This window comes from Marivivens donghaensis (genome assembly GCF_030410045.1).
Classification (GTDB): Bacteria; Pseudomonadota; Alphaproteobacteria; order Rhodobacterales; family Rhodobacteraceae; genus Marivivens; species Marivivens donghaensis.
On record NZ_JAUFRA010000006.1, the window covers coordinates 358,855 to 380,388 of the forward strand.

Sequence of the window (21,534 nt, forward strand, 5' to 3'; positions counted from 1 at the left end):
CTGTTCTGACGCCCCAACTGCCGAGTTTTCAGAATGACGACGCCCCCGCGAGAGACGATTGATATCAAGGACCTACTGTCGATCCTGCAGCGTCAGGCGCGGCTGATCGGGGTCACGATCTTTGTCTTTTTGACCCTCGCGTTTCTCTTTCTGGCCAGTGCTGTGCCGCTCTACACCGCGACGGCCTTGGTTGAGGTCGACCCCGCGGGGCGCAGTCTGCTCGATCCACAGGACACACAGCGGGCGGCGGCGACGATGGCGGATGCGCGGCTGGAAAGCGAGGTTGAGAAATTGCGGTCCAGCAGCCTCGCGCTCGATACCATCCGCGACACCGAACTTTACCTGACCGAAGAGTTCGGCGTATCGCTAAGCCTGACGGACCGCGCGAAACAGGCGATTGGGCTTGAACTGCCAGAGCCGCCGATGGGGCTGCAGGTGGTGCAGGCGACCTTGGGGCGGTTTAACGATGCGATGTCGGTGCGGCGTCGGGGGCTGACCTACCTTGTCGCTGTGTCATTCACCTCGGAAAATCCGACCCGCGCGGCTGAGGTCGCGAACGCCCACGCTCAGACTTACATCCGCAGGCAGCTCGATGCGAAAGTGCAGGACGCATTGGCGGGGCGCGACATTTTGCGGGCGCAGCTCGATCTGGCGCAGGCGCAACTGGCTGCGACCGATGGGGCGTTTTCGGACTATGTTAACCACAACCTTGATCGGTTGATGGCCGAGTCTGGATCGGTGGCCGTCGAAAATCTGCGCGATCAGATGACTGTCGCTGCGGCCACTCGGGTCGAACTGCTGCAATCGCAAACACTTGCACGTGCCGCGTTGGAGGCGTCAGATTTTGACACACTCGCCAATGAAATCGGTGATGCGACCCTTATTGCGTTGACCGAACAACGCAGCGTTCTGGCCCGTCAAATCGCGGGCAAGGCTGAGGGGACGGCAGAGGCCATCGACCTCGCTGCAGGGCTTGCCGATCTAGAGGCGCGGATCGTGACAGGGGGTGCGCGTGCTGTGTCGCAACTCGACGCGAGTGTGACGGGGTATGAGACAGCCGAATCCGATCTGCGGGCGCAACTTCAGACCGAATTGCTCTCCGGCCCGCTCAGCCCGCAAACGCTGACCGAAGTCTATAGTCTGCAACAAGAGGCGCAGATCGCGCAGCGCCAATACGACACGATGCTTTTGCGGCTGCGCGAAATTGAAACGCAGGCATTGGTTCAGATCGCGGATAGTCGTGTCGTGTCCGAAGCCCTGCCGCCGCGCCAACCGTCCTACCCGAACAAGAAACTGATCCTCGCCCTCGCGCTGTTTGCGGGGATCGGTGGCGGGATCACACTGGCTTTTGCCTATGAATATTTTGTCGGCGGCGTCACCTCGGCCATTCAGTTGGGTAATCTGCTGCCCGCCCGCGTCGGCGCAGTGATTCCGCGTGAGGCGCTGCCTGCCGATCAAAAAACGGTCGCGGATAAAATCGTGAATGAGCCGATGTCGTTGATCGCGGAATCATTCCGTCGGCTGCGAGCGGCTGTCGATCGCGCTTGCCCTGATGATCCGGGGAAGGGGAAGGTGATCATGGTATGTTCGTCCGTTCCCGCCGAGGGCAAGTCGACCACCGCGTTGGCCCTTGCGCGGACCTATGCGGCGGCGGGCAAAAAGACGCTGTTGATCGACGCCGATCTGCGAAACCCGAGCCAGCACAGCTTTATTGGCTGCGAACCAAAACATGGGATCCTCGACTATCTATTGGACGAGGTTGATGGTGATGAGGCGTTCTATGATGCCGATCCGAAGTCGTCTCTGGGCGTGATGATGGGCCGTCGGAGGTCGATGGTCCCGACCGATGCACCGTTGCAATCCACCACCTTCCGCGACCTGATCTCCAATGCACGCGGGGCCTTGGACGTGATTATCATCGACACAGCGCCATTGGTCCCCGTGGTCGATGCCCGCTATATTGCACCGCTGGCCGATTGTGCCGTCCTTTGCGTGCGCCACGGCATCACCAAACAATCCGAACTGCGAACCAGTTTCGACCAATTGACCGACTCATTGCGCAGCGATGCCGAAGTGGTGACGGTTCTCAACTGCTACGAGGGCCGTGACAAAACATACCGCTACGACGGCTATTACGGCTACGCGGGCAAATAGGTCACAAATTTCAGGGGGATACCCAGTGGAGGCGAGTAGGAGAATCGAACTCCTGTACACGGATTTGCAATCCGCTGCGTCACCACTCCGCCAACTCGCCGCCAGTGGTGTGGGTGATCTATACAACTTCATTCGGGGGTGCAAGCATGTGCTTTCGTGGAATCTTTACCTTTCCGCCGTTGATCGTTCGGGGTAGATATGGCAAGACCCCAATTGGAACTGAACGAAAGAGTTTAGACCGTGGCAGATTATACCACCCGCCGGACCATGATGGTCGACACCCAAGTGCGTCCATCGGACGTAACAAAATTCCCGATCATCGACGCGATGCTATCGGTTCCACGTGAGGCATTCGTGCCCTCCACCATGCGTGAGGCCGCCTATATTGGCGAAAACCTCGATATTGGTGGCGGTCGTGTGCTGCTGGAGCCGCGTACATTGGCAAAGATGCTCGATGTTTTGGACATCAAACCGACCGAAGTGATCCTCGATATCGCGCCGGGTCTGGGCTACTCCACCGCTGTTCTCGCGCACATGGCCGAGTTCGTGATCGGCGTCGAAGACGACGAATCCCGCGCGGAAGAGGCTCAATCGATTCTCTCTGAGCAGGGCATTGATAACGCGGCGATCATCTCTGGCGCTCTTTCTGAGGGCGCTGCAAAGTCTGGCCCTTACGATGTCATCATCCTGCAAGGCGCAGTCGAAGTGCTGCCTGATTCTCTGCTCGCGCAGTTGAAAGACGGTGGTCGCATCGTATCTATCTTTGCAGAAGGCGATCTGGGCGTTGTCCGTATTGGTTACAAAATGGACCAACGGATTAACTGGCGTATGGCGTTTAACGCTGGCGCGCCTGTTTTGACTGGGTTCGCTAAGAAAGCAGAATTCGCCCTTTGACAATTTGCCGCGATTTCGGCGGTTGCGTGAAGAGGCCCAAAAGCATAAAGGAATTGCTATGTTTCGAAAAACTTTTGCCTCTGCGGCCGCCGTCGTCGCGCTGATTGTTACCTCTCCCGCTGCCTTTGCTGAAACGCTGGGTGGCGCGCTGGTTTCGGCGTATAATTCCAGTGGTCTCTTGGATCAAAACCGCGCGGTTCTGCGTGCTGCTGACGAAGATGTCGCCTCTGCGATGGCGTCGTTGCGGCCCACGTTGTCTTATAGCGCGAACGCGACGCATGGCGCGACCGCGTCGTCGTCGACCGATGTTTGGACCGAAACCTACAGCCTGATTTCGCAACTGACCCTGTATCAAGGCGGCGCGAACAAGCTAGCACTCGATGCGAGCAAAGAACTCGTTCTGGGTGCGCGTGAAGACCTCGTTGCGGCAGAGCAAAACGTTCTGCTCTCTGCGATTTCCGCCTATCTGGGTGTGCGCACCGCGCAAGAATTCGTAAACCTGCGTCAATCGAACGTCCGCGTGCTGTCCGAAGAACTTCGTGCCGCGCAGGACCGTTTCAGCGTAGGTGAAGTGACCCGCACCGACGTGTCACTGGCCGAGGCGCAGCTTGCCTCTGCTCGCAGCCTTTTGGCCGTTGCGCAGGGTGATTTGATCCAAGCCCAAGAACAATACCGTGTCGCCGTCGGCACCGCACCTGTTTCGCTGCAAAGCGCGCCGCGTGCGGATGTTGGCATGACGCAAGATGCGGCAACCGAATACGCACTGCGTGCGCACCCGTCGATCCTTTCGGTCCAGCACGCGATTGCGGCGGCTGAACTGGGTGTTCGCATCGCGCAAGCGTCGAACATGCCTTCCGTTGATCTGAGCGCGTCCTTTACTGAACGCCGCGTCGATGGTGGCAGCTTTAACGACAGCACCTCTTATGGCGTGTCGGTCTCTGGTCCGATCTACGCAGGTGGTGCGATCTCTAGCGCGGTCCGCAAGGCCAGCGCGCAGCGCGATCAAGCGCGTGCTGGTCTGCATCTGACGACGCTGAGCGTTGAGCAGGGCGTGACAAATGCGTTCTCGAACTACCGTGCGGCTGTGGCTGCGTCGGATGCCTATCGTCAGGGCGTTGCGGCAGCGCAGCTTGCCTTTGATGGTGTCCGCGAAGAGGCCGCCGCTGGGTCGCGCACAACGATTGACGTGTTGAACGCCGAACAATCCTTGCTCGATGCACGGGCGAACTTGGTTCAGGCAAACGCCAATGTCGTTCTGGCCAGCTACAACATTCTCTACGCAACGGGTCTTTTGACGGCAGAGCATTTGAACCTGCCTGTGACCCAGTATGATGTTGAAGGCCACTACAACATGGTTGCAAACGCGCCCATCCGTTCCTCGGCCCAAGGCCGTGCGCTCGACCGCGTTTTGCAGGCGCTGGAATAATTTACCCAGCCAAGCGCGTCGTGTCGGTTGTCTGAGAGCGTAGCTTTCGTTACACTCACCATTGAGTGAGCAGGAAAATCGTTATGTCTGACCAACGCGCAAATGTAGAGATCGAAGATGTCCTATCTTCTATCCGCCGTCTGGTGTCGGATAACGAGTGGTCGGCGCAGCCCGCGCCGCACTCCGTTCCCGAAGACGTGGCAGAGCCTGACCATTTCGATCCTCAGCCCGAAAAATTCGTTCTGACGCCTGCGTTGCGCGTGGTTGAACCTTCGCCCGCGCCGGTCAAAGAGGCCCCGCAAGAGGGCTCTGCGATGACAGAGCTGGAACAGATGATTGCTGAGTTGGAACAAGCCGTTACCAAGTCAGAACATCAAGATTGGGAACCCGAAGGCGATAACGTCGAAGATCTGATCGACACGCCCGAACCGTTTCCGTCGCTGCGCAGCGCGACCGTCGACGATGCTGATGTTCTGACCGCTGATTTGCAGGACGAACCCACCGCGCAAGACGATGATCAAGTCGTTGCCAGCGATGATCCCGATCTATCGGACCTCGATGGGCAGATCGACGAATATCTCGACGGTGGTGCCCTCATTGATGAGGACAAACTGCGCCAGATGGTGACAGAGATCGTGCGCTCTGAACTTCAGGGGGCATTGGGCGAACGGATCACGCGCAACGTGCGCAAACTGGTCCGTCGTGAGATTTATCGCGTCCTGTCGTCTCAGGAATTCGAATAAGTCACGGGCGCGGCCAGTTCGGCCACCATATCCACATCTAAATGCGTTTCCATGTGCTGGGCCAATGCGTCCAACGCGTCCTCAACGCTTTGGTCATAGTGCGCCTCGGAACGGATGCCAAAGCTGCGCAGGTATTCGGCGCGGAACCCATCAGCGGCAAATAGCCCGTGGATATAGCAGCCTTGGACAAGGCCATTCTTGCTCTGCGCCCCTTCGCCGCGTCCATCCAGCGTTAGCCATGCGCGATCGCGATCTGGTCCGTCCGTTTCGCCGATGTGGATTTCATAGCCAGTGACAGGCTCGCCGCTTTCGATATGGCGGGCGTTTGAGAGGGTGAGGCGCTTGTGCGGCTTCATCTCTGTGACCACATCCAAATGGCCGAGGCCCGCAACGCGCGAGGGTACGCCTTCAATCCCGTCATCATCGCGGATTTCACGGCCAAGCATCTGATACCCGCCACAAATCCCCAGCACACGACCGCCACGGCGGATATGGGCTTGCAGGTCGATATCCCAGCCTTGGGCGCGGAAATGCGCGAGGTCGGCGATGGTCGATTTGCTGCCAGGGATCAGAATGAGGTCGGCATCGGCGGGCAGGGGGCGGCCAGCCTCAACGATCTCAACAGTCACATTGGGTTCAGCGGACAGCGGGTCGAGGTCGTCGAAATTCGCGATCCGATTGAGGCGCGGCACGGCGATTTTGAACGCGCCACCGGGGCGACCCTTGAGGTCCATCACGTCCTCGGCGGGCAGACGCCATGCCTGATCGAACCACGGCAGGATACCCAGAGGGGCCCAGCCCGTATGGGCCACAATCGCGGTCATTCCCTCGGCAAAGAGGCTGGTGTCACCACGAAATTTGTTGATGCCAAAGCCTTTGATCCGATTGCGGTCGTCTTCGGGCAGGATGACATGAGTGCCGACCAGCTGCGCAATCACGCCGCCACGGTCAATGTCGCCAAAGAGGATGACGGGGACGCCAGCGGCCTCGGCAAAGCCCATATTTGCGATGTCGCCGTCCCGCAGGTTCACTTCGGCGGGCGATCCTGCGCCTTCGATGATGATCAGGTCATGCGCTTGCGCCAAACGATGAAAGCTGTCGAGGACAGACACCATGAGCGTCGACTTCATCTTGCCGTAATCGCGCGCCTTGAGCGTGGTCAGCCGTTTGCCCTGCACGATCACCTGTGCGCCTACATCCGTTTCGGGTTTGAGCAAGACAGGGTTCATGTCCGTATGCGGCGCCAACCCACAGGCCAGCGCCTGAAGCGCCTGTGCGCGACCAATCTCTCCGCCGTCAGAGGTGACAGCGGCGTTGTTCGACATGTTCTGCGGTTTGAACGGCGCGACCGAGAGGCCACGTTTGCGAAAGGCGCGACATAGGCCAGCCACCACCATGGATTTCCCCACGTTGGAGCCAGCACCCTGAATCATAATCGCCTTTGCCATGGCGCCTGTTCTACGGTGGGGCAGGAGTTCGCGAAAGCCCCGATGCGGCACGCGGACCCTCAAAAACGAAAACGCGGCCCGAGCAGAGGACCGCGTTTGCGTTTGGGTGGGCGAGAGGCCCGATACATAAAACCTTAGGCGGCTTCGTCTTGTGCAGCAGCGTTGCGGCGTTCGCTCTCTTCGCGCGACAGCGCAACAGAGGTACGGATACCTTTACCAACGAATTCCATCAGACCCTTCACAACACGTTCGTTCGGGTCGATGCCAGCGCAGGACAAAACTTCACGGCCATCACGCGACCGCGCCCAACGTGCGATCTGTTCCGGACCATTGCCGTACTTTTTGTCATCAGCAATCGCGTCATCCAACGCAGCGAGAACAACAGCAGCAAAGAGTTTGCGTGCACGGTTGCCCTGTTCGTTGTTGAAAGCGGTGCCATCTACGAAATCAGCCATTTCGCGTCCTTTGTTGTTTTTGCTCTTGTGGTTACGGCGTGCAGCGCAATATGCCTATTTTGATCCGATTCGGGGGTCTTGATTTGGAATGGCAGCTATGCACTATCTGCATAGGTAAATCCACAGTTTTGGCATATCTAGCGCCTAAACGCCGGTTTGTTGTTCCGATATAGGGGCTCGCCGCTTTCCGGCAACCACCAGTCACATAATCGAGATAAATGTCCGATGCCCAAAATCAACGGTAACGAAATTAAACCAGGTAACATCCTTGAACACGAAGGCGGTCTGTGGGCTGCTGTTAAAGTGGGTCACGTGAAACCCGGTAAAGGCGGCGCATTTGCGCAGGTCGAAATGAAAAACATTCGTGATGGCCGCAAGCTGAACGAACGTTTCCGGTCCGAAGACAAGGTAGAGCGCGTGCGCCTCGACCAGAAGGACCAGCAGTTCCTTTATGAAACCGACGGTCGTCTGGTGTTCATGGACACTGAAACCTTTGAACAGGTCGAGATCGACTCGGAACTCTTGGGCGAACGTCGTCCGTTCCTGCAGGACGGCATGACCGCAACCGTCGAATACTACGGCGAAGAAGCTCTCGGCGTTTCGATCCCGCAGAAAGTCACCTGCAAGATCGTTGAGACGGAGCCGGTTGTTAAAGGCCAGACCGCTGCGAACTCTTACAAGCCAGCGATCCTCGACAACGGCGTGCGCATCATGGTTCCGCCGTTCATCGCGACCGACGAGATGATCATCGTGAACACCGACTCGATGGAATATTCCGAACGCGCCTAATCGGTTCGTTTTGGTGATTTGAACGAAGGGCGCGGGAAAAATCTCGCGCCCTTTGTCTTTGCTTGCATGGTGTGGGGCAGGGCGGTTAACCATGTTGTCACCATGACAAACGCCCCCCGATTTACCCCGCTCATCGCATCGCTTCCTGCCACTGTGCCCTTTGTCGGGGCTGAAGTGATGGAGCGTGCCAGTGGCCGTCCCTTTGCCGCGCGGATTGGTGCGAACGAAAACGTCTTTGGCCCGTCGCCCAAGGCCATCGCCGCCGTGCAAGCCGCCGCATCTGAGGCATGGAAATACGGTGATTCCGAAAGCTACGACCTAAAGGCTGCGATTGCCGCGCATCACGGCACGACCGTAGAGCACATCGCGATTGGCGAAGGTATCGACGGGCTTTTGGGCATGTTGGTGCGGTTGATGGTAGCCGAAGGGGACGCGGTTGTGACCTCGGACGGGGCGTATCCAACGTTCAATTATCACGTCGCGGGCTACGGTGGTGTGCTGCACAAGGTCCCGTTCAAGGGCGACCACGAGGACCCCGATGCCCTGATCGCGAAGGCTGCAGAGGTCGGCGCAAAGCTGATCTATATCGCGAACCCTGATAACCCGATGGGCACCCATCACCGTGGTGAGGTCATTGCCCGCATGGTGGATCGCCTGCCCGAAGGGGCGCTGCTGATCGTGGACGAGGCCTATATCGACTTTGCGCCCGAAGGCACGGCCTTGGACCTGCCCGTTGATCCACGTTTTATTCGGATGCGTACCTTTTCAAAGGCGTTCGCTTTGGCGGGGCTGCGGGTCGGCTATGCGGTTGGCGGCAAAGAGCTGATCGCGGGCTTTGACCGTGTGCGGAACCATTTCGGGATGGGAAATGTGGCGCAAGCGGGCGCTTTGGCTGCGTTTCAGGATCGCGAATGGTTGGGCCATGTGGTCGGGCAAGTGGCAGAGGCCCGTGATCGGATCGCTGCGATTGCGGCGGACAACGGGCTGACCTCTGTGCCCTCGGCCACCAATTTCGTCTGCGTGGATTGCGGACAGGACGGGGCCTTTGCCCGCAATGTTCTGAACGGCCTTTTGCGCCGTGGGCTGTTTGTGCGGATGCCGTTCGTCGCGCCGCAAGATCGCTGCATTCGGATCAGCTGCGGCACGGAGCATGACCTCGACCTTTTGGCCTCGGCCCTGCCAGATGCCTTGGCCGAGGCGCGGGGTTAAACCCCCGCGACCACCGAAGTTGCTGCTGAAAGCGCGCCGTCCCCATGCGGGATTTGCAGTGCCTTGAGGCCCGCATCAATCACCGACAAGGTGCCCAGCACCATATGTGCGTTTACGTGACCCATGTGGCCGATACGGAACCACGCCGAAGTTGGTTCACGCCCAAGTCCAATGCCCAGCGTCACGCCCGCATGTTCTTCGCACCAGTGGCGCAGACGGTCGGCGTCATTGCCACCGAGGTAGATCGACGTCACCGAATGGCCGCGCCCCGCAGGGTCCGCCATGTTGAGCCGCATTTCACCGCCCTGACCCCATGCCTCGACCGCAGCCCAAACCGCGCGGGCGAGCGTTTCGTGACGCGCCCAAACTTGTTCGATGCCTTCTTCGTTGATCAGGTCCAAGGCCGCACGCAGCCCAAAGAGGTGATGCGTCGGCGGGGTGCCTGCAAAGTGCTGGTAGAACATCTCTGGCGAAACGCGCGGTTTCCAGTCCCAATACCGCGTCGCCAGATCAGCGCTTTCACGAGCCGCAGCCGCGCGGTCGTTGAACCATACAAAGCCCAAACCCGCAGGTGTCATCAGACCCTTTTGGCTAGCGGCGATGGTGACATCCGCGCCCCAAGCGTCCATCTCGAACCGATCGCAGCCCATCGACGCGATGCAATCCGCCATCAAAACAGCAGGGTGCCCCGCCGCATCCATCGCCTGACGCACGCCCGCAATGTCGTTCTTGATCGAGGTTGAGGTGTCCACATGCACCGCCAGAACGGCCTTAATGCTGTGGTCAGTGTCGGCCTTCAGGCGGGTTTCGACTTGGTTCAGGTCGATAGAGGCCTGCTGCCCGAAATCCATCACCTCTAGGTCGAGGTGCAGACCACGCGCCATTTCGGCCCAGCCATGCCCAAACCGCCCCGTGACCAGAACGAGGATTTTATCGCCTCGTGACAGGACGTTCGACAGTGCTGCCTCCCATACACCGTGACCGTTGGCGATGTAGATCGCCACATGACCTGTGGTGCGGGCAACGGATTTCAGGTCAGGGATGATGGTGGCCGTCATATCGACCAGTTCGCCCTGATAAATATTGGGCGAGGGCCGCATCATCGCTTGCACCACACGATCCGGCAGAACCGAAGGTCCAGGGATGGCAAGGTAGGGGCGGCCGTTGGAAAGAGACATTCTGATCACCTATTCAAAAATCACCGTGACACTAACGCGGCTTCCCGCCGCGTCAATCGGCGAAGTCTTTCCATACGAACGGTTTATCGGTATCCCGAAGACAAGAGACCGAAAGGGATAACAGTGTCAGACACGAAACTACCCGTTGGCAGCCTTCTGCGCTGGTTCTGGGCAAACTACCTCCGCCGTCAATCGGGGAGCCTGCTTGGGGCTGCGCTTTTGATGGTGATCGAAGGCTCTATGGTCGGCGTGTTGTCTCTGGTTATGAAACCGATGTTCGACAATGTGCTGGTGGCAGGTGAATCCTCTGCGCTGTGGTCGGTCGGGATCGCTATTTTCGTGATCTTTACCGTGCGGGCTGTGACCTCTGTCGCGCAGAAGGTCGTGATGAAATCGGTGATCGAAAAGATTTCGGGCTGGATGCGTGGCGACCTGCTGGCGCATCTGATGCGGCTCGATATGTCGTTTCACCAGTCGAACCCTCCGGGGAGTTTGATCGAACGAGTTCAGGGCGATGTTGCCAATATTGGCACCGTCTGGACGAACATCATCACCAACGTGGTGCGGGATGGTGTGTCGGTGATCTGGCTCTTTGGGGTGGCGCTGTCGCTCGATTGGAAATGGACGCTGGCGGCGCTGATCGGTCTGCCTGTTCTGGTTCTGCCTTCGCTCGCTGTGCAGGGCTATATTCGCCGCAAAACCCAAGCCGCGCGGGAACTGGCGACTAAGATGTCGACACAGCTCGACGAGGTGTTCCACGGCATCAACCCGATCAAGCTCAACACCCTCGAAGACTACCAGCAGGGCCGCTACACCAAACTGACCAAGGGCCGCGTGCGAGCCGAGGTGAAGGCGACATTCGGCATGGCGATGATCCCCGGCATCATCGATTTGATGACGGGCGTCGGGTTCTTTGTGGTGCTGATGTATGGCGGCTCGCAGATCATCGCGGGCGACAAAACCGTGGGCGAATTCATGGCGTTCTTCACCGCGATGGCGCTGGTTTTTGATCCGCTGCGCCGTTTGGGGCAACTGTCGGGGGCGGCGCAATCCGCCGCCGTCAGCGCCAACCGTGTCCGCGAAATTCTGAACATCACTCCAGCGATTTCCTCGCCTGCGACCGTTGCTGCGGCGCCAATGGGTGCCCCAGAAATTCGTTTGAACGATGTGCACCTCGCCTATGGTGATCTGCCCGTCCTTCAGGGTGCAACCTTTACCGCTGCGGCGGGTAAAACCACGGCTCTGGTCGGGTCGTCGGGTGCGGGTAAATCGACGGTCTTTAACGTGCTGACCCGACTGGTTGATCCAGCCTCGGGTCTCGTGACGATTGGTGGTGTCGATAACCGCGCTATGGGGTTAGCTGATCTGCGGGGGCTCTTCTCTGTCGTCAGTCAGGACGCTGCGCTGTTTGATGAAACCCTGCGGGACAACATCCTTTTGGGTCGTGATCTGGACGAGGCGAGCATTGAGCGCGCGCTGACCGCCGCCCATGTGTCGGACTTCTTGCCGCGTTTGTCGGACGGTCTAAACAGCCCTGCGGGGCCGCGTGGGTCGAACCTGTCAGGCGGCCAACGTCAACGGGTCGCGATTGCGCGGGCGCTTGTCCGCAACACGCCGATCCTTTTGTTGGACGAGGCGACCTCGGCGCTCGATACCAAGAGCGAACAGATCGTTCAAAGCGCACTAGAGACCCTGTCCGAAGGCCGCACCACGCTGGTCATCGCGCACCGTCTGTCTACCGTCCGCAATGCTGACAGCATCGTCGTGATGGACCGTGGCCGCGTGATGGACCAAGGCACGCATGACGAATTGTTGGCGCGTGGCGGAATTTACGCCGATCTCTATCGTCTGCAGTTCAAAACCGAAGACTGAGCCCTATATCCACCCCTAACGACTTAGGGAAAACCGATGACCGACAGAACCATTCTGGCCGTGACTGGCAGCGACCGTGTTAAATTCCTGCATGGGCTGACGACAAATGACCTCCGCACCCCGACCGAGGGGATCGCCTATGCGGCGTTGTTGACGCCGCAGGGTAAATATCTGGCGGATTTCTTTATGGTCGGGCAGGCGGATCGCATCCTGATCGACGTGGCGACGCCTCTCGCGGCGGGGCTGATGCAACGCCTGACGATGTATCGTCTGCGGGCCGATGTGCAGATTGCAGCGACCGACCTGCAAGTCAAACGCGGCACGGGCGATGCGCCAGAGGGTGCCCTGACCGACCCGCGAGACGCGGCACTGGGCTGGCGGCTCTATGGGGCTGAGGGGGGCGATGATGGCACCGATTGGGCCGCGCTGCGGATTGAACATCTGATCCCTGAAACAGGTGTGGAGCTTGGCCCCGATAGCTACATCCTCGAGCAGGGCTTTGATCGGCTGAACGGCGTCGATTTCAAGAAAGGCTGCTATGTCGGCCAAGAGGTCACCGCACGGATGAAGCACAAGACCGAGTTGAAAAAGGGTCTTGTCCGAGTGCTGGTCGATGGTGCGGCAGAGGCGGGCACGCCGATCATGGCGGGCGACAAAGAGGCGGGCGTGTTGCACACCGTGTCGGGCGGCAAAGGCATCGCCTACCTTCGGTTCGACCGCGCCGACGGCGAAATGACCGCCGGCGAGGCCAAGGTTACGCGCGCTTAACCCTCTTGGGCGGCGCGGTTACGTAGCACGTATTTCTGCACCTTACCTGTTGAGGTCTTTGGCAACGGCCCAAAGATCAGCGTTTTGGGCGCCTTAAAGTGCGCCATGTTTTCGCGGCAGAAGGCGATCAGCTCTTCGGCGGTGACCGTCGCACCGGCCCGCAGGTCAACAAAGGCACAGGGCGTTTCGCCCCATTTTTCGTCAGGTTTTGCAACCACTGCGGCCTCGGACACGGCGGGGTGACGGTAGAGAACATCCTCGATCTCGATCGAAGAGATATTCTCGCCACCCGAAATGATGATGTCCTTAGAGCGGTCTTTGATCTCTAGATACCCATCGGGGTGCATCACGGCCAAATCGCCCGTCGCGAACCAGCCACCACGAAACGCCTCGGCGGTCGCGGTTGGGTTCTTGAGGTAGCCTTTCATCACGATATTGCCGCGCATGAAGATCTCACCGATGGTTTTGCCGTCTTTCGGTGTCGGCTCCATCGTTTCGGCATCGGCCACCATCAAACCGTCGAGCACGTGATACCGCACGCCCTGACGCGATTTCAGTTTTGCCTGATCGTTCGGCGTTTCCTCGTTCCATTCCTCTTTCCATGCGCAAGACACAGACGGGCCGTAGCATTCGGTCAGGCCGTAGGCATGGGTGACCTGCACGCCCATTGCTTCCATCTTGGCGATGACAGAGGCGGGGGGCGGGGCGGCTGCGGTCATGACTTTGACCTCGTGGGTAAAGTCTTTCAGCTCGTCCGGTGCGCTCGCCAACATATTCAGAACGATAGGTGCGCCGCAGAAGTGGGTGACCTTTTCGTCGCGGATCAATTGGAAGATCGGTTCGACACGCACAGCCCGCAGACAGACGCAGACGCCCGCCATCGCGGCGATGGTCCACGGGAAACACCAGCCGTTGCAGTGGAACATCGGCAGCGTCCAGAGGTAGCGTGAATGGTTCGGCATCCCCCATGTCAGGATATTGCCCATCGCGTTCAGCGCGGCACCACGGTGGTGATAGACAACGCCCTTGGGGTTGCCCGTTGTGCCCGAAGTGTAGTTCAGCGAAATCGCATCCCATTCGTCGGCTGGCATCTGCCAGTCAAAATCCTCGTCGCCTTCGGCCAGAAGGTCGTCGTAGGTCATGCTGCCGATCTTGTGGACGGGACCGTCATACATCGCGTCCTCAAGGTCGATGACCAGCATATCGCGGCCACTGATCTTGATCGCGCGGTCGACGACTTCGGCGAACTCTGGGTCGACCATGACGACCTTGGATTCCGCGTGCGACAGGATAAAGCCGATGGTCTCTGCCTCGAGCCGCGTGTTGATGGTGTTCAGAACCGCGCCCGACATTGGCACGGCAAAGTGGGATTCGAACATCTCTGGGGTGTTGGCCGCGATGATCGACACGGTGTCGCCCTTGCCAATGCCGCGTTTGTTCAATGCCGATCCGATGCGGCACATGCGGGCATAGGTTTCGCGCCATGTCAGACGACGGTCCCCGTGTACTACGGCCAGATAATCGGGATACACAGATACGGTGCGGGCAATGAACGACAGCGGGGTCAGCGCTGCGTGGTTGGCGGCATTGCGGTCTAGGCCCGCGTCATAAATGGACGGAATGGCGGTCATAACTCTCTCCCCTACGTGCCCGACCTCTCCTTGATCGGGGCCGCGAACTGGCGGCGTTTGGCAGAGTTTAGGGTGAATTTTCGCACCGCGTCCACGGGGTTATGCGCGGGCAGACTGTTTGTCGCGGTGTCAAAACGAGAACCGCATAGAAAAAGGGCGGCCCGATGGACCGCCCCTTCTTTACCATTGATCAACCCGATCAGCCGATTTCGGCCAAACGTGCCAGAGCGGCTTTCAACTGGGCCTCTTCTTCTTCGCGCAGGGCGAGGTTGGTGCGGGTTTCTTCGATCACTTCTTCTGGGGCGCTTTCTGCAAATTTCGGGTTGTTCAGGCGGCCACGTAGACCCCCGAGTTCCTTTTGCAGCTTGCCCAAGACCTTTTCCACGCGGGCTTTTTCAGCGGCCACGTCGATGATGTCTGCCAGTGGCAGCGCAAAGGTCGCGCCCTTGGTGGTGATTGTGATCGACCCTTTGGGGGCTTCTGCGGATTCGGTGATGTCGCCGATGCGGGCCAGACGGGTGATGAGCGTTTGGTTGTTCGCCAGAGCAGCCTTAGCGCCCGCGTCGGCCTCTTGCATGACCACGGGGACATACAGACCCACAGGCACGTTCATCTGTGCGCGTGCCGAACGGATGCCTTCGATCAACGAGATTGCCCAGTTCAGTTCGGCGTCTGCCGCATCGTCCACCAGATCGGCGGCGGTGTAGGTCGGCCAGTCGGCGTGGACGAGCATTTTCGAACGGTTGTCGGCCAGCGTGCCCCAGAGCTCTTCGGTGATGAAGGGCATGAAGGGGTGCAGGAGGATCAGACATTGGTCGATGACCCAGCCCATGACCTTTTGCGTTTCGGCTTTGACTGCGTCGTCGCCGTCCATGATCAGCGGCTTCGAGAATTCGACATACCAGTCGCAGACCTTGCCCCAGACAAAGCCGTAGAGCGCATTGGCTGCATCGTTAAAGCGGTAGGCCTCAATCGCGGCGTCGACCTCTTCGCGGACACGAGCGGTTTCACCGATGATCCACTTGTTCACGGTCGCCGTTGCGGTCGGGATTTCAGTCGCGCCATGCACCGCACCGTTCATCTCAGCGAAACGCGACGCGTTCCACAGTTTGGTGCCAAAGTTGCGGTAGCCTTTGATGCGGTCCTCGGACAGTTTCAGAACGCCGCCAATCGCTGCCATCGACGCATTGGTGAACCGCAGCGCGTCTGCGCCGTATTCATCAATGATCACCAGCGGGTCGATCACGTTGCCCGTGGTTTTCGACATCTTCTTGCCCTTCTCGTCGCGGACGAGCTGGTGCAGGTAGACGGTGTGGAACGGGATTTCGTCAACAACAGCGAGCTGCATCATGATCATGCGGGCAACCCAGAAGAACAGGATGTCCTGACCCGTCACCAACACATCGGTCGAGAAGTATTTCGAGGTGCTCTCGTCCCAGTTCGGCCAGCCCAGCGTGCCGATCGGCCACAGACCCGACGAGAACCACGTGTCGAGCACGTCGGGGTCACGGGTGAGCGATTTGCCACCCGATTGCGCAACGGCCTCTGCTTCTGTCGGGGCGCAATAGGCGTTGCCTTCTGCGTCATACCACACAGGGATCTGGTGACCCCACCACAGTTGGCGCGAGATACACCACGGTTCGATGTTTTCGAGCCAGTGGTAATAGGTCTTTTCACCCGACTCTGGCATGATCTTGATGTCGCCATTGCGGACGGCATCCAGCGCAGGGCCAACGATTTTCGAGGTTTCAACGAACCATTGGTCGGTCAGCATCGGTTCGATGACAACTTTCGAACGGTCGCCGAACGGCTGCATGATCGGCTTTGCTTCGACCAGTGGAACCAGCGCATCTGCGCCCTCGGCATCTGCCTTCAGCGCGGCCTTGCCTAGACGCGGGTCCGTCGCAACGGTCATCACGGCGAGGCCCTCTGCAGTGATCGCAGCAACGACCTTTTCACGCGCCTCAAAACGGTCGAGGCCACGGTATTCTTCGGGCACGAGGTTGATCGCGTCGATTTCCTGAACGGTGAATGCTTTGCCCGCTGCGTATTCGGCGGCTTTCGCGGCTTCCTCGGCGTAAGGCGCACCATCGGCACGCATCGCGCCACGGGTGTCCATCAGACGATATTGCGGGATGTTGCCACGCTTTGCGACTTCGTGGTCGTTAAAGTCGTGTGCGCCCGTGATTTTCACCGCACCCGAGCCAAAGGCCATATCGGGGTATTCGTCGGTGATGATCGGGATCAGGCGGCGCTGTTCTTTCGGACCAACAGGGATTTCGCAGAGCTTGCCGACGATCGGCGCATAGCGTTCGTCATCAGGGTGCACCGCAACCGCGCCATCGCCCAGCATGGTTTCAGGGCGGGTCGTCGCGATAGAGATGTAATCGCGCTCCTCGCTAAATGTGACATTCCCATCCTCGTCTTTTTCGACGTAGGTGTAGGTCTCGCCACCCGCCAGCGGGTATTTGAAGTGCCACATATGGCCGTCGGTTTCGATGTTCTCAACTTCGAGGTCGGAAATAGCAGTTTCAAAATGCGGGTCCCAGTTCACCAGACGCTTGCCGCGGTAGATGAAACCCTTGTTGTACATTTCGACAAAGACTTTGATCACGGCGTCGTGGAAGTTGCCTTCTTCGCCAGCAGGGGCGTTCGGAGCACCCGACATGGTGAACGCGTTGCGCGACCAATCGCAGGACGAACCCAGACGTTTCAGTTGGCTGATGATCGTGTTGCCGTATTGGCCTTTCCATTCCCAAACCTTGTCGAGGAATGCCTCACGGCCCAGATCACGACGACCCGGTTGGCCCGTCGCGGCGAGCATCTTTTCGACCTGAAGCTGGGTCGCGATCCCTGCGTGGTCCTGCCCCGGCTGCCAGAGCGTGTCAAAGCCGCGCATACGGTGCCAACGGATCAGAATATCCTGCAGCGTGTTGTTGAACGCGTGGCCCACGTGCAGTGCGCCCGTCACGTTCGGCGGCGGGATCATGATGGTAAAGGTTTCGTCGCGCGATTTGTTCGCGCCAGCCGCAAATGCGCCTGCGTCTTCCCACTTTTTGTAAATGCGGGCCTCGGCTTCGGCCGCGTCAAAGGTCTTTTCCATCGCCATCTTTATGATCCCTTCTGGTCTTGCCCTGTGGATTAGCCAAAAGGGGCCGAAAGGGAAAGGGCGAAGGGCGTTAAACTGCGCGGTTGATGCGGGTTGAGAGGTGGATAAGGCTCTCCATTGCCTGAACGCCGTCAATCTCTCCGATTTTGTCGAGCGTTTGATCTAGTTCGAGCGTCGATCCCGTGCGCAATTGGGCGCAGAGGTCGAACCGACCAGAGGTCGTATGCACCACCTCAACCGAGGACATCCGTTTCAACTGCACCAACACCGCCGCCTGTGCAGAAGGGCGGATATGGATCAGTACGGTCGCCCGAATGGTGCTGCGTTGCACCTGATCCGAGAGCCGTAAGCTGTAGCCCGCAATCACGCCCGTCCGTTCCAGCCGATCAATGCGGGCCTGAACGGTCGTGCGTGCCAGTCCGAGCGTCTGCGCGATCTTAGCGACGGGCAGGCGGGCGTTTCGGGTGAGTTCCGCGATCACGGCGCGGTCAGTGCTGTCCAGTTCTGTCATATCGTCGATGATACCGTCATTTTGCCGAAAAGGAGAGTCATTTTGTTCAATCTGCCACGACACATCGTCTGAATTTTCGCGAACACTGGAGGAAAGCGAACAGGAGAGGCAGATGTATCAACAGCCCGTAGAGGCCCAAACCATTGCGGATGTGCTTAAGACACGGTCCGACACCACGCCCGTGCATTTCTTTGCGCCCGACCGTCTGGATGCTCGGCTGGCCGAATTTCGGCGCGGGTTTCCGGGACTTGTGACCTATGCGGTTAAGGCGAACCCTACCGAAGACGTGCTGCGGCGTCTGTGTGCTGGGGGCTTGGACGGATTCGATGTGGCCTCGCCTGATGAAATCGCGCTGATCCGTCGGATCTGCCCTGATGCGCCGATGCATTACAACAACCCCGTGCGGAGCAAGGCCGAAATTGCTGCAGGCATCGCGGCGGGCGTTGTGTCGTGGTCGGTCGATACGCTGTCAGAGTATGAAAAGCTGGTCGCTGCGGGTGTGTCGCCCGCCGCAGAGGTCGCTGTGCGGTTCAAACTGCCTGTCGCAGGCGCAGCCTATGATTTCGGCGCGAAATTCGGCGCAGAGGTCGATCACGCGGTCGATTTGTTGCGCCATGTCGCGACCTCGGGTCGGCCATTGGCACTGACCTTCCACGTCGGCACGCAATGCACGGACCCAGCGGCCTATGTGACCTACATCCACGCGGCGGCACAAATTGCAGAGCGGGCGGGCGTGACGTTGGACCGTTTGAACGTCGGCGGCGGTTTTCCTGCGTCGCGCGATGGATCGCCGAAACCGCTAGAGCCGTTCTTTGCCGCGATCCGCGAAGCGATGTCGGCTTTTGCTGTGCGTCCGACGTTGATCTGCGAACCGGGGCGGGGCCTCGTGGCGGATAGTTTCGCCTATGCCGTTCAGGTGAAATCCATTCGTGGGCAGAGCGTTTACCTCACCGATGGGATTTACGGCGGCCTGTCCGAAATGGTGTCGATGCCCGCGCCTGCCTTGGCCGTCATGCGCGCTGAGGGTGATTGGCGTGATACTGCGCGGCAGGGCTTGCGGGCCTTTGGGCCGACCTGCGATAGCCTTGACCAATTACGCGATCCTCTGGCTTTGCCCGAGGGACTGACTGAGGGCGATTGGATCGTGTTTTGGTCGATGGGCGCCTATGTCACGGGCGTCACCACGCGGTTCAACGGCTACGGCCTTTCTGATCCCATTACAGTAAAGGATTTGTGCGCGCCCTATCACTAGGCTGGACACTGTTGGGTTGTGCGTTAGGCTGAGGCGTAACGGCATAACCTGTTCACCAAAGGGAACAAAGTGGCCATTCGTGATTGGGTTTTAGGTCTCCTTAACCGTCGTCCTCGCAGCGAAGAGGGCGGTGGGCGCAAGCGTGGACAGGCGACCCATGTTGTGATCCTCGACGGGACGATGTCGAGCTTGGCCGAGGGTTTTGAAACCAACGCGGGTCTGACGTTCAAACTGCTCCGCGAGGCGGGGCATAAGGCCAATTTGACCGTCTATTACGAGGCGGGGATTCAGTGGCGCGATTGGACGGAAACCTTTGGTGTCATCGCAGGGCGCGGGATCAATCGGCAGATCGAACGGGCCTACGGGGTCTTATGTTCGCGCTGGCACCCTGGGGATCGGATTATCCTGATCGGCTATTCACGCGGGGCTTTCGCCGTGCGGTCGCTCGCGGGGGTGATCCAGCGGGTGGGGATCGTCAAACACCACGACGCGACCGAACGGCATGTCAAACTGGCCTACCGCTATTACACCCACGGCGCACGCAGCCCTTTTGCCCGCAGGTTCAAGGAACTCTACTGTGATCGCTCTGCCGATGTGGCGGCGATCGGCGTGTGGGATACGGTGAAATCACTGGGGCTTCGGCTGCCGATCCTGTGGAAGTTTGAGGAAAAGCGGCACAGTTTCCATTCGGACGGGTTGGAGCCCTGTGTTCGGTCGGCGTTTCATGCATTGGCCTTGGATGAAACCCGCGATGCATTCTTGCCAGAGATATGGGCGCCGCAAAACCGTTGGAACGGGCAGATTGAACAGGTTTGGTTCAAGGGCACCCATGGCGATGTTGGTGGACAATTGGGTGGGCGCATGGATGTGCGGCCCCTTTCGAATATCCCGCTCGTTTGGCTGCTGGATCGGCTCGAAGGGCAGGGGCTGCCCTTGCCCGACGGGTGGCGGGATCGGTTCCCCTGCGATGTGACCGCGCCATCGGTCGGCACATGGGCGCAATGGGGTAAACTGTTTTGGTCGCGTCACCGCCGCAAGGTTGGGCGTGATCCGTCCGAACGGTTGCATGACACCGTCGCGGACCGTGGGTTGGACACGAAAAAGCCCGCTCTGATACAGAGCGGGCCCGAGGCCTGATGGATGGGATCAGGCCACGTTTTCGAGTTTGACCTGAGGGGTCACACCCAAAGCATGGCAAACGTCGCGGGTCAGGTCCGGTTTGTTCAGCGTGTAGAAGTGCAGGTCGTTCACGCCGCCACGGATCAGGTCGTCGCATAGTTCAGTTGCCAGAGCGGTCGCCAAGAGGTCGGTCGAACCAGTTTTGGCCGCGTTATCAAAGGCGTCCGCAACGATCTGCGGGATCGAGGTGCCGCACATTTGGGCGAACTTGCGCGCGCCGTTCCAGTTTTCAATCGGCAGGATGCCCGGAATGATCGGCGCGTCGATGCCCGCTTTTTCGCAGGCGTCGCGGAAGCGGAAGAACGTCTCTGCCTCAAAGAAGAACTGAGTGATCGCGCTGGTGGCACCCGCATCAATCTTGCGCTTCAGCCATTCGATGTCCGCGGCCGCATCGCCTGATTCTGGGTGTTTTTCAGGGTAGGCACCAACGCGGATTTTGAATTTGCCCGTGTCTGCCAGTGCTTCGATCAGTTCGATGGACGACTGGAAGCCATCTGCGGTCGGGCGGAATTTCTCTGCGCCTTTGGGGGCATCACCGCGCAGGGCGACGATTTCGGTCACGCCGACCTCAGCGTAAGCATTCGCGATTTCGAGCGTTTCGGCGCGGGTTGCTTCAACACAGGTGAGGTGCGCTGCCACAGTCAGGCCGATGTTTTTGTGAATGGCACCAACGGCTTCGTGAGTGAGCTGGCGTGTTGTGCCGCCTGCACCGTAGGTCACAGACACAAAGGTCGGGTCCATCGGAGCAAGGGTCGTCGCGCAGTTCCACAGGCGGAACGATTGGTCCAGCGATTTGGGTGGGAAGAATTCGAAAGAGACATTGGGGCGCGACATGATTCACCTATTTGTTGATGCCCCCTTGTCGCAAAATAAATGATGTGAGACAAATTCATAACTTTCACGACGATCATGAGGT

The 21,534-nt window shown here is 59.2% G+C and carries 17 protein-coding genes and 1 tRNA gene; 10 read left to right on the top strand and 8 right to left on the bottom strand.

Annotated features, from left to right (window positions below; translation table 11 throughout):
• The first annotated feature begins 33 nt into the window (after positions 1 to 33).
• The gene (locus QWY83_RS11355; protein WP_249945799.1) at positions 34 to 2,154 is read left to right on the top strand and encodes a GumC family protein; all 2,121 of its coding nucleotides are present in this window, start codon (positions 34 to 36) and stop codon (positions 2,152 to 2,154) included.
• A gap of 26 nt (positions 2,155 to 2,180) precedes the next feature.
• Here QWY83_RS11355 and QWY83_RS11360 read toward each other — a convergent pair.
• Positions 2,181 to 2,254 (bottom strand) — tRNA-Cys (locus QWY83_RS11360).
• Positions 2,255 to 2,394: 140 nt separating this feature from the next.
• On the opposite strand from QWY83_RS11360, the gene QWY83_RS11365 reads away from it, so the two are divergent.
• The 3 genes from QWY83_RS11365 (at position 2,395) to QWY83_RS11375 (ending at position 5,217) form a co-directional block, all read left to right on the top strand.
• On the top strand, positions 2,395 to 3,048 hold the full coding sequence (locus QWY83_RS11365) for a protein-L-isoaspartate O-methyltransferase family protein (RefSeq protein ID WP_249945798.1): 654 nt from the start codon (positions 2,395 to 2,397) through the stop codon (positions 3,046 to 3,048).
• 58 nt (positions 3,049 to 3,106) lie between these two features.
• A complete protein-coding gene (locus QWY83_RS11370) occupies positions 3,107 to 4,474 on the top strand; it encodes a TolC family outer membrane protein (protein WP_249945797.1) in 1,368 nt (455 codons plus the stop codon).
• 83 nt (positions 4,475 to 4,557) lie between these two features.
• Entirely contained in the window at positions 4,558 to 5,217 is a 660-nt protein-coding gene (locus QWY83_RS11375) for a hypothetical protein (RefSeq protein ID WP_249945796.1), read from the top strand.
• Here the strand turns inward: QWY83_RS11375 and QWY83_RS11380 are convergent.
• Together QWY83_RS11380 and QWY83_RS11385 are read right to left on the bottom strand one after the other, a co-directional pair.
• Positions 5,202 to 6,665 carry a cobyric acid synthase gene (locus QWY83_RS11380; protein WP_249945795.1) on the bottom strand — a complete coding sequence of 488 codons (1,464 nt, stop codon included), beginning with the start codon at positions 6,663 to 6,665 and terminating at the stop codon, positions 5,202 to 5,204. The genes QWY83_RS11375 and QWY83_RS11380 overlap by 16 nt on opposite strands.
• A 134-nt stretch (positions 6,666 to 6,799) precedes the next feature.
• Complete coding sequence (locus QWY83_RS11385) at positions 6,800 to 7,120, bottom strand: DUF6280 family protein (protein ID WP_067549788.1); 321 nt, start codon at positions 7,118 to 7,120, stop codon at positions 6,800 to 6,802.
• A gap of 225 nt (positions 7,121 to 7,345) precedes the next feature.
• On the opposite strand from QWY83_RS11385, the gene efp reads away from it, so the two are divergent.
• Together efp and QWY83_RS11395 are read left to right on the top strand one after the other, a co-directional pair.
• Entirely contained in the window at positions 7,346 to 7,909 is a 564-nt protein-coding gene (efp, locus tag QWY83_RS11390) for an elongation factor P (protein ID WP_067549786.1), read from the top strand.
• 102 nt (positions 7,910 to 8,011) lie between these two features.
• Entirely contained in the window at positions 8,012 to 9,118 is a 1,107-nt protein-coding gene (locus QWY83_RS11395) for a pyridoxal phosphate-dependent aminotransferase (RefSeq protein WP_249945794.1), read from the top strand.
• Here QWY83_RS11395 and QWY83_RS11400 read toward each other — a convergent pair.
• Positions 9,115 to 10,296, bottom strand: a complete 1,182-nt coding sequence (locus QWY83_RS11400) for a pyridoxal-phosphate-dependent aminotransferase family protein (RefSeq protein ID WP_249945793.1) — start codon at positions 10,294 to 10,296, stop codon at positions 9,115 to 9,117. The two genes, QWY83_RS11395 and QWY83_RS11400, sit on opposite strands and share 4 nt — an antisense overlap.
• A 123-nt stretch (positions 10,297 to 10,419) precedes the next feature.
• On the opposite strand from QWY83_RS11400, the gene QWY83_RS11405 reads away from it, so the two are divergent.
• Together QWY83_RS11405 and ygfZ are read left to right on the top strand one after the other, a co-directional pair.
• Positions 10,420 to 12,168: an ABC transporter ATP-binding protein gene (locus tag QWY83_RS11405; RefSeq protein WP_249945792.1), complete on the top strand. Its 1,749-nt coding sequence runs from the start codon at positions 10,420 to 10,422 to the stop codon at positions 12,166 to 12,168.
• A gap of 36 nt (positions 12,169 to 12,204) precedes the next feature.
• Positions 12,205 to 12,936, top strand: coding sequence for a CAF17-like 4Fe-4S cluster assembly/insertion protein YgfZ (gene ygfZ, locus QWY83_RS11410; RefSeq protein WP_249945791.1), 732 nt, complete (start codon positions 12,205 to 12,207; stop codon positions 12,934 to 12,936).
• On the opposite strand, the gene QWY83_RS11415 is transcribed toward ygfZ, so the two are convergent.
• The 3 genes from QWY83_RS11415 to QWY83_RS11425 form a co-directional block, all read right to left on the bottom strand.
• On the bottom strand, positions 12,933 to 14,567 hold the full coding sequence (locus QWY83_RS11415; RefSeq protein WP_105235638.1) for an acyl-CoA synthetase: 1,635 nt from the start codon (positions 14,565 to 14,567) through the stop codon (positions 12,933 to 12,935). The genes ygfZ and QWY83_RS11415 overlap by 4 nt on opposite strands.
• Positions 14,568 to 14,766: 199 nt before the next feature.
• Entirely contained in the window at positions 14,767 to 17,676 is a 2,910-nt protein-coding gene (locus tag QWY83_RS11420; RefSeq protein WP_249945790.1) for a valine--tRNA ligase, read from the bottom strand.
• Between the two features lie 70 nt (positions 17,677 to 17,746).
• Positions 17,747 to 18,187, bottom strand: coding sequence for an Lrp/AsnC family transcriptional regulator (locus tag QWY83_RS11425; RefSeq protein WP_067550516.1), 441 nt, complete (start codon positions 18,185 to 18,187; stop codon positions 17,747 to 17,749).
• A 112-nt stretch (positions 18,188 to 18,299) separates the two neighbouring features.
• Between QWY83_RS11425 and QWY83_RS11430 the strand changes: the two genes are divergently transcribed.
• Both QWY83_RS11430 and QWY83_RS11435 read left to right on the top strand, forming a co-directional pair.
• Entirely contained in the window at positions 18,300 to 19,439 is a 1,140-nt protein-coding gene (locus tag QWY83_RS11430) for a type III PLP-dependent enzyme domain-containing protein (RefSeq protein WP_249945789.1), read from the top strand.
• Positions 19,440 to 19,508: 69 nt separating this feature from the next.
• Positions 19,509 to 20,576 (top strand): T6SS phospholipase effector Tle1-like catalytic domain-containing protein, encoded by a 1,068-nt coding sequence (locus tag QWY83_RS11435; protein WP_249945788.1) that lies wholly within the window; start codon positions 19,509 to 19,511, stop codon positions 20,574 to 20,576.
• Between the two features lie 9 nt (positions 20,577 to 20,585).
• Here QWY83_RS11435 and metF read toward each other — a convergent pair whose 3' ends face one another.
• Positions 20,586 to 21,452 carry a methylenetetrahydrofolate reductase [NAD(P)H] gene (gene metF, locus QWY83_RS11440; protein ID WP_249945787.1) on the bottom strand — a complete coding sequence of 289 codons (867 nt, stop codon included), beginning with the start codon at positions 21,450 to 21,452 and terminating at the stop codon, positions 20,586 to 20,588.
• Positions 21,453 to 21,534 lie beyond the last annotated feature (82 nt).

Bases quoted from the DNA above. Each gene is read 5' to 3' on its own strand.
- QWY83_RS11355 (WP_249945799.1), top strand. From the start codon at position 34: ATGACGACGCCCCCGCGAGAGACGATTGATATCAAGGACCTACTGTCG.
- QWY83_RS11370 (WP_249945797.1), top strand. From the start codon at position 3,107: ATGTTTCGAAAAACTTTTGCCTCTGCGGCCGCCGTCGTCGCGCTGATT.
- QWY83_RS11375 (WP_249945796.1), top strand. From the start codon at position 4,558: ATGTCTGACCAACGCGCAAATGTAGAGATCGAAGATGTCCTATCTTCT.
- QWY83_RS11380 (WP_249945795.1), bottom strand. From the start codon at position 6,665: ATGGCAAAGGCGATTATGATTCAGGGTGCTGGCTCCAACGTGGGGAAA.
- QWY83_RS11385 (WP_067549788.1), bottom strand. From the start codon at position 7,120: ATGGCTGATTTCGTAGATGGCACCGCTTTCAACAACGAACAGGGCAAC.
- efp (WP_067549786.1), top strand. From the start codon at position 7,346: ATGCCCAAAATCAACGGTAACGAAATTAAACCAGGTAACATCCTTGAA.
- QWY83_RS11395 (WP_249945794.1), top strand. From the start codon at position 8,012: ATGACAAACGCCCCCCGATTTACCCCGCTCATCGCATCGCTTCCTGCC.
- QWY83_RS11400 (WP_249945793.1), bottom strand. From the start codon at position 10,296: ATGTCTCTTTCCAACGGCCGCCCCTACCTTGCCATCCCTGGACCTTCG.
- ygfZ (WP_249945791.1), top strand. From the start codon at position 12,205: ATGACCGACAGAACCATTCTGGCCGTGACTGGCAGCGACCGTGTTAAA.
- QWY83_RS11415 (WP_105235638.1), bottom strand. From the start codon at position 14,567: ATGACCGCCATTCCGTCCATTTATGACGCGGGCCTAGACCGCAATGCC.
- QWY83_RS11420 (WP_249945790.1), bottom strand. From the start codon at position 17,676: ATGGCGATGGAAAAGACCTTTGACGCGGCCGAAGCCGAGGCCCGCATT.
- QWY83_RS11425 (WP_067550516.1), bottom strand. From the start codon at position 18,187: ATGACAGAACTGGACAGCACTGACCGCGCCGTGATCGCGGAACTCACC.
- QWY83_RS11430 (WP_249945789.1), top strand. From the start codon at position 18,300: ATGTATCAACAGCCCGTAGAGGCCCAAACCATTGCGGATGTGCTTAAG.
- metF (WP_249945787.1), bottom strand. From the start codon at position 21,452: ATGTCGCGCCCCAATGTCTCTTTCGAATTCTTCCCACCCAAATCGCTG.